We start from the raw sequence: 8,635 nt of genomic DNA on the forward strand, positions 1-8,635 counted from the left end.
CCCTTGATCCCCCCTTGATCCCCCCTTAATCCCCCCTTGATAAGGGGGGAAATATGATAATTTTTAACGCCTACCTACTGAAAATAATCGACTAAACCGAATAAATCCCGATTAATCGGACAAAATAGGGCAATTTGCCCATTCAGAGGCCAGAGGGCAGAAAAATTGTCATACTAAATCCAGTTATTAAAAACTGATTATTTATTCCCCTTTGCCTTTTGCCTGAGGAGAAAACGGGTTTCTCCGAGAAACCCGTTTTCTGTGCGTTACTCAGTGACAGGGGAAAAATTTTTCTGGACTGGAGTAGCCAAAAAATCCCAGTCCGGGTAAAATTGATTATCGATCGATTGTGTGAGGAGTCCGATCCCCATGACCAATAAACACACAGCAAGGCTGCTGGGCAGTTACCTGCAGCGCCTGCCTGCTCATAGTTGGCTCGTCCTAGTTTTTTGGGCTTTGATTATTGCTCCAGTCCAAGCTGCTGTCGAGTTACGCATTGCCATCAGTAAAGGTGTTAGCGCCGTCTCCGTGGGTAGTTCCACCGATGCTGTGGTGAAGGATGGGGCCGGGAGAGTCCTAGGAGAATTAACCGCCATGAATGCCCTCAATGCTAATCCCAGAGGAAAAGCGGTGGGTTTGGCCGATTGGCAGGCCAGTCAATTGATCATCGAACCGGAGAATGATGGTTACGTCTGGATTAATGATCGCTGGTATCGAGGACGAACAAGGATCATTCGGCAGGGTTCTGGGGTGACAGCCCTAAATTTAGTCGATTTAGAGGAATATCTCTATAGTGTCGTCGGTGCGGAGGCGATTCCCTCCTGGCCGCAAGAGGCCTTAAAAGCCCAATCCGTGGCGGCCCGCACCTATGCTCTCTACCAAATGAATACTTCCGGCAATCGCATCTACGATCTCGATACTACCACCCGCACCCAAGTTTATAAGGGTCTAGAAAGCGAGTTTACTAGCACCCACGAGGCAGTTAATGCCACCGCTGGACAAATTATGAGTTTCAACGGCAAACCGATTTTAGCGGTGTTTCACTCCTCCTCCGGGGGTCATACGGAAAATGTCGAGGATGTTTGGAATTCCCCCTTACCCTACCTGCGCGGTGTCGTCGATTACGATCAAGTCGCCCCAGTATTCCAATGGTCAAAAAACTTTAGCGCCGGGGAATTAGGCCGTTTAATCGGTGGTATCGGTCGCGTGCGATCGCTATCTCCCGAAAGGATCACTCCCCACGGACGGGTGATTAGAATGCGTATAGTTGGCGATCAAGGCTCTAAATTAATCTCTGATACCCAATTACGGCGAATACTGGAGCTGCGTAGTACCCTATTCACGATTTCAGCTAATAACGGTACTTTTGCCATCAATGGTCGCGGTTTCGGTCATGGGATCGGTTTAAGTCAATGGGGTGCTTTTTCCCTCGCTGACCAAGGGGTGACTTATGATCGCATTCTCGGCCATTATTATCAAAATGCTCGTTTAACTGAAATGCCCAATTAAAAAGGCTGTCAGCCATTTCCAGTCAACAGTAAACAGTGAACTGATCACTGATAACAAGGATCGAATCTAAAACCTAATTGGTTAAGCTAAGTAGGGAGGCACAATTATTTGTAGGATGGGTTAGCGGTAGCGTAAACTATGCTGGCGTTGGGTTTCATGCTTCAACCCAACCTACGTTCATCTGATCAGTGATCACTGATAACTGATCACTGATAACTGATAACTGATTGTGAGATAATGTCTGATCTCACTTGTAATTTTTGACTTGTATGACCATCGTTACTGAAGCCTTAACCGAGTTGGAACCAGTCATAAAAACTACCTTTACCGTCGAGGAAATTCGCCAACTACTGCCCCATCGTTATCCCTTTGCCCTAGTTGATCGCATTATTGACTATGTACCAGGTAAAAAGGCTGTTGGCCTAAAAAATGTCACGATCAACGAGCCTTTTTTTCCCGGTCATATTCCCAGTCGTCCCTTGATGCCGGGGGTGTTAATTGTGGAATCCATGGCCCAGGTGGGGGGAGTGATTTTAACCCAATTACCCGGGATGAAAGGGAAATTTTTTGCCTTCGCTGGCATTGATAAAACCCGTTTTCGTCGTCCTGTGGTGCCGGGGGATCAATTAATCATGACGGTGGAATTATTATCCTTCAAGATGAATAAAATTGCTAAAATGCAAGGGGAAGCAAGAGTCGATGGGCAATTGGCCGCCCAGGGCGAAATGATGTTTTCCGTCTTTGATTGACCTATGAATTTTGATCGAGATCGTTTCCGACAAGAACTAAATTTATTTGCTATTCTAGGGGCTTTTATTACCAACATTTTCGCTAATATTTTCCCTCTTAAGGGCGAAAATATCGGGGCTATCTCGAATACAGTTTTTCAAGATGTCTTAATTGTTCCCGCTAATTATGCTTTTGCTATCTGGGGATTAATTTATCTGGGTTTAATTAGTCTGGGAATTTACCAAGCTTTGGCTTTTAATAAAACTGAACCGCGTTTGCGTCGGTTAGGCTACGAATTAGCCATCGCTAGTGCTTGTCAGATTCTCTGGGTAATTCTCTTTCAATTGCGTTTTTTTACCCTGTCTTTACTGGCAATGCTAGGCATTTTAATTCCTCTCATCCGGCTTTATCTTCGCTTAGAAATTAATCGCTTGATTGTCAATCGTAAACAGGGTTTATTAGTTAATACTCCTATTAGTATTTATTTCGCTTGGATTAGCGTAGCCACGATTGTCAATGTCGCTTCGGTGCTAGATTGGATCGACTGGCAGCGATGGGGTTTAACTGACCAGATCTGGACGGTAATAATTCTGGTTATCGGGGCGATAATCGCGATTTTAGTCGGTTTAAAACGAAAAGATCGGGCTTTTATCGGGGTGTTTATCTGGGCGTTTTTGGCGATCGCTGTTAAACAGATTTCTCTGCCTCTAATTGCGATAACAGCGATTATATTAGCGATTACCCTAACTTTTCTGGTTTTTCGTGGCAATTTTCGCCCTCTGAGTCGTTAAGATGCGGGATCACAGCGAATTTCGACGATAAAGCCATCGGGATCGTAGAAGTAAACCCCTCTCCCAGTCGGCCGGGTTACGGGTCCACTAGCAATGGTAATTCCCTGACTTTGTAGCACTTCTAGGGCAAAATCGAAGCATTCCGGGGCAATATCGAAGGCTAAATGATTGGCACGGGTAAAAGCGATTTCGGGATTGTCGTCGGGGGGGGTTAAATCTGGTTCCCAAAATAGGTCAATTACTGTACCATCGGGGGTGATAAAATTGGCCACTTTTCCCTGGGCAACTAATTCTTTTAAGGTACTGGGAATTTTTTCGCCCACTAATTCCTCTAATCCTAATATTTCCCCATAAAAATGACGAGAGGCATCCATATCTTTGACGTTGAAAGCGATATGATGGACTTTTCGCAGTTGACCGATTTTGAGTTTTTTCGCGGTTACGGAAGGACTAATAGTCATTTTAGTTAGGGTTTGCTGAAAAAGTTTGTTGGTGGGGTGTGGGGGAATTATGAATTATGAATTATGAATTGGGATGTGGGGAGAACAAATAAAAATAATCTCCTGACGATGGACGACTTAAGAGTTAATTTTTTGCAATAATTGTCGAATGGATTCTGCATCTTGAGCGTTGGGTAGGAGAGCGAGATAGAAGCCTAAATCCTGTTGCGCTTGGCTGAGTTGTCCAATTTGATAGTAAACTAAACCTCGATCGCGCAGCTCTAGGGGATGATTAGGAATGAGCAAAAGTAGTAGATCTATTGTCCGAATTGTCTGAGACCATTGTTGACGATTCAGGTAAATATATTTTAAATTAGTCAACAAACGTAATAAAATTTGCTGATTGGTAGCAATATTGAGAAAATGTTCTTCCAATTTAACTGGCTGTTGATAAACTTGACTTAATCTTTCTTGACAGTCCTGTTTAAATAGGATTTCACCACCGTGAAAGGGATCGACAAAAATTTCCACTTCCTCGAAATCGGGACGGATAATAAAATGCCCTGGCATACCAATTCCTACCATGGGAAAATCGATCTTTTTGGCAATCTCTAAATAGATAATCGAGAGAGTGAGTGGGATACCCGTGCGGCGATCGATTACGTCATTTAAGTAGCTATTGCGGGGGTCATAGTATTCTTGGGTATTACCGGTAAATTGTAAATCTTCAAACAAATATTGATTGATAACCTTGACTATTTTTAAGGGATATAATCTATCGGGTAGGCGTTTTTTTACCTCGTCAGCCATTAAGTTTATCCTATTTAAATAGTGATCAATCTTGAGACGGGGATATTCAAAATTGGCTATTTGTAGAGCTGCCCGAGCTAGATTTATCTCGGAGTCAGGATGTTGAATTGTTTCGATGAAAGCTTGGTATAAGAGTTCAAGGGTCATTAGAAAAGGGTATTAATCAGATTATCAACTATTTTAACCGATCCTTCCAGTTTTATCGCTTCTCTTTTCTGATCACCATTAAAGATTCAGTGCTTTAGATGAGCTTTTCTGGGAAGGGTAGCGAGAAATCTTGTCAAGGTTTAGATTAACCACCGCTTTTTCTAAGGGGATCGTGCGACAGTTTTTATCTTGATCCCGTACTTGATAAACTAATTGATTTGTCCAATCTAAAGCAGTTAACCAACCACTTTGAGGATGATAAACCCCAGTTTCAATGCCTAGCCAACCGCTGCCGCGAGCTAGTTGCCCCGGTTTGACATCGGGAAAGCTAAAGGTTAAAGTATGACCTGTGATAATTAGTTTATCCTTGAAATAGGGTTGGGTCATGGTATGAAATTCGTTTCTAATCCAACAAAACTGCTCGTTTGTTTGCTGTTCAAGGGGATATTCTGGGTGGACTCCCGCGTGAACTAACCAAATATCTCCTAGGTCTAAATAAGCGGGTAAGGATTGGAACCAATTGATATGTTCGGCGGGTATATTGTTATTATAACTTAGTAGTGTCGCCGCCCCGCCACTCTCAATCCAGCCGTTTAACCATTTTTCGGAAACTTCTTTTCCCGTCAGAGCTTTTAAGAGCATATATTCATGATTGCCTAGGAGACATTGGTAGTTATTTTTGATGACAAAATCCACCACTTCTAAGCTCTGCTGTCCTCGATCAATTAAATCTCCCAGAAAATAAACCTCATCCTCACTATCAGGAGCAACTCGGTTTAATAGTCGCAAAAGTGCCTGAAAATTCCCATGCACATCTCCGATAATAATACGACGCGGTTCTTGAGTTTGTTTCCCTATTTTTCTAAAAAACATACACCCCTCTCTAATCGCTGACAAGACTAAAATTGCTACTCTTTTATTGCTAAAAAGGTAGTTTTTATAAGGTCTTAATTTTATTATAGGACAAAGCTTTCCCTCTGACAGTCACTCCCTCCTAAGAACGGCCAGAGAAAGGCTGTAATTGTTTTGTAAAGTATTTTTGCAATCTCTGGACAGAGAGCGGTCAGGTTATGGTATTATTTTTTTATGATCAGTTTTTATAGAATTGGATGTAAGCATTTCAAGTTTAATGCAAAGATTTCCATTATATAAAAAAGCATATCAAAAAAATGCTCCCTTGTCAAGCATCATCAAAAAAAAAGTTTTTTTTTGAGATTATAATAAAAAAAAATTAGTTTTCTGCTGCTATGATAACCCTAATTAACGCTAGAATTCCCGCCTATCAGGATCGACAACAAATAGAGATAAATGCTGCGGGAAAGATCGAGAGGATCACGGAGATGGGGGGAAAGAAAAAAGGGGAAAAGATTATCGATATGGAAGGGGATTGGCTATCCTTAGGAGGAGTAGATTTACAGATCAACGGGGGATTAGGATTAGCATTTCCCGACTTAGAAATAACAGATCTAGAAAAATTAGATAAGATTAGCGATTATCTTGGGAATCAAGGAATTGATGGTTATCTTCCCACCCTAGTCACCACGTCGGTGGAGAAATTTCAAAAATCCCTCTCAGTAATTGCCAAATATATCGAAAAACAGAAACAGGAAAATCGATCAAGCGCCCAGGTTTTAGGAGTACATTTAGAGGGACCATTTTTAAACTATGAAAAAAGGGGAGCGCATCCAGGACAATATCTTTTAACCCCAAGTATAGAAACAGTAGATAAAATTTTTGGGGACTACTTATCGATTGTAAAAATTATCACCTTAGCCCCCGAATTAGATAGTAGCGGTACTGTAATTAAATACCTAAGCGATCGAGGGATTACCGTCAGTTTAGGACATTCGCAAGCGAGTCAAGAAATAGCCAAAAAAGCCTTTTTCCAAGGGGCAAAAATGGTTACTCATGCCTTTAATGCTATGCCTCCTTTACATCATCGTCAACCAGGGTTATTAGGGGAAGCAATTATCAATTGCGATGTCTATTGTGGGTTAATTGCCGATGGTCAACACATCCATCCAACCATGATAGAATTATTACTAAAAGCCAGTAATTATCATCGAGGAATTTTCTTAGTTAGTGATGCTTTAGCGCCGATTGGTTTAGGGGATGGTGTCTATCCTTGGGACGAGAGAGAAATTGAAGTCAAACAGGGAACAGCAAGACTTTTTGACGGTACTTTAGCGGGAACGACCTTACCCTTATTACAAGGAGTAGCCAATTTAGTTAACTGGGGAATATGTGATTTAGAAACGGCGATTCTTCTAGCGACAGAATCCCCCAGAAAAGCGATCGGATTAGCGGGTTTATCGGTGGGACAACCTGCCAACTTTTTGCGCTGGCAATCGGCATCAAATTGGGAAAGATTGGATTTCCGTCAGCATTTTGGACTCTAACTGTTGAATGAGGGTATCAAGATCGACTTCGAGGCGATCAAAACATTCAGGAGGGGAAAGATCGGGTTGAAAATAAATCAATTTTACCTGACCATCACCGATAGCGACTATAGCCACTTCTTCGCTGGGATTATAGCGATAAATAATCCCAAGCATCTCTTGAATTTTACAATTAACCTTGCGATTTAATTTCTCTAGGGACTCCCTAGAACAACAGACAAAATGAGGCTGAGGTTTAAGATCAATGCCCAGGGTTTCTTGAGAATTTTCTCCCCATTCCGAGAGTAAACCCCACATTAAACCAGCTAATTCCTGTTGATTTTCTTGCACAAATTGATCTAATTGATAGCGCCATTGATTAGCGGGATCATCGGGGATTGGTTGTTCAAATCTCATCATTAGCCTCTTTTCAGTTATCAGTTATCAGTTATCAGTTATCAGTTATCAGTTATCAGTTATCAGTTACCAGTTATCAGTTATCAGTCCTTAATAAGGGGTGTGCCGATCCCCCCTTAGTCCCCCCTTGATAAGGGGGGTGCCGATAGGCGGGGGGATCCCCCTTAATAAGGGGTGTGCCGATCCCCCCTTAGTCCCCCCTTGATAAGGGGGGTGCCGATAGGCGGGGGGATCCCCCTTAATAAGGGGGGTATCTGAGAATTTTTAACACCTACCTAGTTATAGACAACTTTTCCTCTAGATAGGGATTGAATAGGGATAGAACTATTCACCTTTTCGGTTAACGACGGTACTCATCACCGCAATCACCGATTAACTGCAATAAATCCCGGGATTTTTGCAAGACATGATCAATTTTTTGATAGTCTTGGGGGGATAATTGAAAATCGAAAATACGGGCATTTTCTTGGATATGTTCAGCAACACCCAAACGCACCCCGATAATTGCTCCAGCTACGGCTTTTTGTTCGAGAACGTAACGCACTGCCACATTAGGAATGGTGACATGATAGGAATCAGCGATCGCTTTAAGAACAGTTAATAATTCTTGGAATAATTGCCAGTTTCCCCAAGCATCGATCATGTTTTTATATTTCCGTAAACTAGCGGTATTGAGACTCATGGGATTGGGTTCAGGATGACCGAGATATTTTGCCCCTAATAAGCCTCCTGCTAGAGTACCATAGGCGAGTAGATAGATGTTATGTTCTTGGCAAAACTGCGCCATTTTGACGAGGGGACGGCGATCAATTAGGGAAAACTGGACTTGATTGGAGACTATTTTAATCCCGGCGCTGAGAATAATTTTTAAATGTTCCGTGTCGAAATTAGTCAAGGCTAGGTGTTTAATTTTGCCTTCCTGTTGTAATTCTCCTAAAAAATATAAGGCATCTAGATAATTTTTATCGCGATAATCCCACCAGTGAAACTGCAATAAATCGAGACTATCCACATCCATGCGACGCAGGGAAATAGCGATATTTTTTGCGACTATTTCCTTAGTCATTTTACCCGGACGGGGAACCCATTTAGTGAAAGCTTGCAGATTATTTAAAGCATCAATGCCCCTTTGAGCGACTAATTGACGACGAAATTCACCGATAAAATCTTCGGCTGGACCGTAATGATCGGCCAGATCCCAAGTGGTGAAACCGGCATCTAGATAGGAGAACATACTAGGGATCGCTTTTTGGGGTGCGATCGAACCATGGGCGCCTGAAACCTGCCACATTCCGTTCAAAATACGGCAAATTTCCAGATCGGGGGTAAACTGTAAGCGACGAGATTCGGACATGGGAATTATAAATTATGAATTATGAATTATGAATTGGGGAGTGGGGGGAGAGGGAAGTGG

9 protein-coding genes are annotated in these 8,635 nt (G+C 42.3%); 4 read left to right on the top strand and 5 right to left on the bottom strand.

Going from position 1 to position 8,635, the window contains the following annotated elements; all coding sequences use genetic code 11:
• The first annotated feature begins 369 nt into the window (after positions 1-369).
• The 3 genes from IQ234_RS18435 (at position 370) to IQ234_RS18445 (ending at position 3,029) form a co-directional block, all read left to right on the top strand.
• Entirely contained in the window at positions 370-1,509 is a 1,140-nt protein-coding gene (locus IQ234_RS18435) for a SpoIID/LytB domain-containing protein (protein WP_193958145.1), read from the top strand.
• A 269-nt stretch (positions 1,510-1,778) separates the two neighbouring features.
• Positions 1,779-2,258 carry a 3-hydroxyacyl-ACP dehydratase FabZ gene (fabZ, locus tag IQ234_RS18440; RefSeq protein WP_002734156.1) on the top strand — a complete coding sequence of 160 codons (480 nt, stop codon included), beginning with the start codon at positions 1,779-1,781 and terminating at the stop codon, positions 2,256-2,258.
• A 3-nt stretch (positions 2,259-2,261) separates the two neighbouring features.
• On the top strand, positions 2,262-3,029 hold the full coding sequence (locus IQ234_RS18445) for a tryptophan-rich sensory protein (RefSeq protein WP_193958146.1): 768 nt from the start codon (positions 2,262-2,264) through the stop codon (positions 3,027-3,029).
• On the opposite strand, the gene IQ234_RS18450 is transcribed toward IQ234_RS18445, so the two are convergent.
• From IQ234_RS18450 to IQ234_RS18460, 3 genes are all read right to left on the bottom strand, one after another.
• Positions 3,026-3,490 (bottom strand): VOC family protein, encoded by a 465-nt coding sequence (locus IQ234_RS18450; protein WP_193958147.1) that lies wholly within the window; start codon positions 3,488-3,490, stop codon positions 3,026-3,028. The two genes, IQ234_RS18445 and IQ234_RS18450, sit on opposite strands and share 4 nt — an antisense overlap.
• Before the next feature lie 117 nt (positions 3,491-3,607).
• Positions 3,608-4,426, bottom strand: coding sequence for a SirB1 family protein (locus IQ234_RS18455; protein WP_193958148.1), 819 nt, complete (start codon positions 4,424-4,426; stop codon positions 3,608-3,610).
• Positions 4,427-4,504: 78 nt separating this feature from the next.
• Positions 4,505-5,299 (bottom strand): metallophosphoesterase family protein, encoded by a 795-nt coding sequence (locus IQ234_RS18460; protein WP_193958149.1) that lies wholly within the window; start codon positions 5,297-5,299, stop codon positions 4,505-4,507.
• 374 nt (positions 5,300-5,673) lie between these two features.
• On the opposite strand from IQ234_RS18460, the gene nagA reads away from it, so the two are divergent.
• On the top strand, positions 5,674-6,825 hold the full coding sequence (gene nagA, locus IQ234_RS18465) for an N-acetylglucosamine-6-phosphate deacetylase (RefSeq protein WP_193958150.1): 1,152 nt from the start codon (positions 5,674-5,676) through the stop codon (positions 6,823-6,825).
• Here the strand turns inward: nagA and IQ234_RS18470 are convergent.
• Together IQ234_RS18470 and IQ234_RS18475 are read right to left on the bottom strand one after the other, a co-directional pair.
• Complete coding sequence (locus tag IQ234_RS18470) at positions 6,781-7,221, bottom strand: hypothetical protein (RefSeq protein WP_193958152.1); 441 nt, start codon at positions 7,219-7,221, stop codon at positions 6,781-6,783. The two genes, nagA and IQ234_RS18470, sit on opposite strands and share 45 nt — an antisense overlap.
• A 340-nt stretch (positions 7,222-7,561) precedes the next feature.
• Positions 7,562-8,575 (bottom strand): aldo/keto reductase, encoded by a 1,014-nt coding sequence (locus IQ234_RS18475; protein ID WP_193958151.1) that lies wholly within the window; start codon positions 8,573-8,575, stop codon positions 7,562-7,564.
• Between the last annotated feature and the right edge of the window lie 60 nt (positions 8,576-8,635).

The organism is Microcystis aeruginosa LEGE 91341, from assembly GCF_015206885.1.
Classification (GTDB): Bacteria; Cyanobacteriota; Cyanobacteriia; order Cyanobacteriales; family Microcystaceae; genus Microcystis; species Microcystis aeruginosa_H.

Excerpts from the sequence above, each read along its gene's own strand:
- IQ234_RS18435 (WP_193958145.1), top strand. The coding sequence starts at position 370 with ATGACCAATAAACACACAGCAAGGCTGCTGGGCAGTTACCTGCAGCGC.
- fabZ (WP_002734156.1), top strand. The coding sequence starts at position 1,779 with ATGACCATCGTTACTGAAGCCTTAACCGAGTTGGAACCAGTCATAAAA.
- IQ234_RS18445 (WP_193958146.1), top strand. The coding sequence starts at position 2,262 with ATGAATTTTGATCGAGATCGTTTCCGACAAGAACTAAATTTATTTGCT.
- IQ234_RS18450 (WP_193958147.1), bottom strand. The coding sequence starts at position 3,490 with ATGACTATTAGTCCTTCCGTAACCGCGAAAAAACTCAAAATCGGTCAA.
- IQ234_RS18455 (WP_193958148.1), bottom strand. The coding sequence starts at position 4,426 with ATGACCCTTGAACTCTTATACCAAGCTTTCATCGAAACAATTCAACAT.
- IQ234_RS18460 (WP_193958149.1), bottom strand. The coding sequence starts at position 5,299 with ATGTTTTTTAGAAAAATAGGGAAACAAACTCAAGAACCGCGTCGTATT.
- nagA (WP_193958150.1), top strand. The coding sequence starts at position 5,674 with ATGATAACCCTAATTAACGCTAGAATTCCCGCCTATCAGGATCGACAA.
- IQ234_RS18470 (WP_193958152.1), bottom strand. The coding sequence starts at position 7,221 with ATGAGATTTGAACAACCAATCCCCGATGATCCCGCTAATCAATGGCGC.
- IQ234_RS18475 (WP_193958151.1), bottom strand. The coding sequence starts at position 8,575 with ATGTCCGAATCTCGTCGCTTACAGTTTACCCCCGATCTGGAAATTTGC.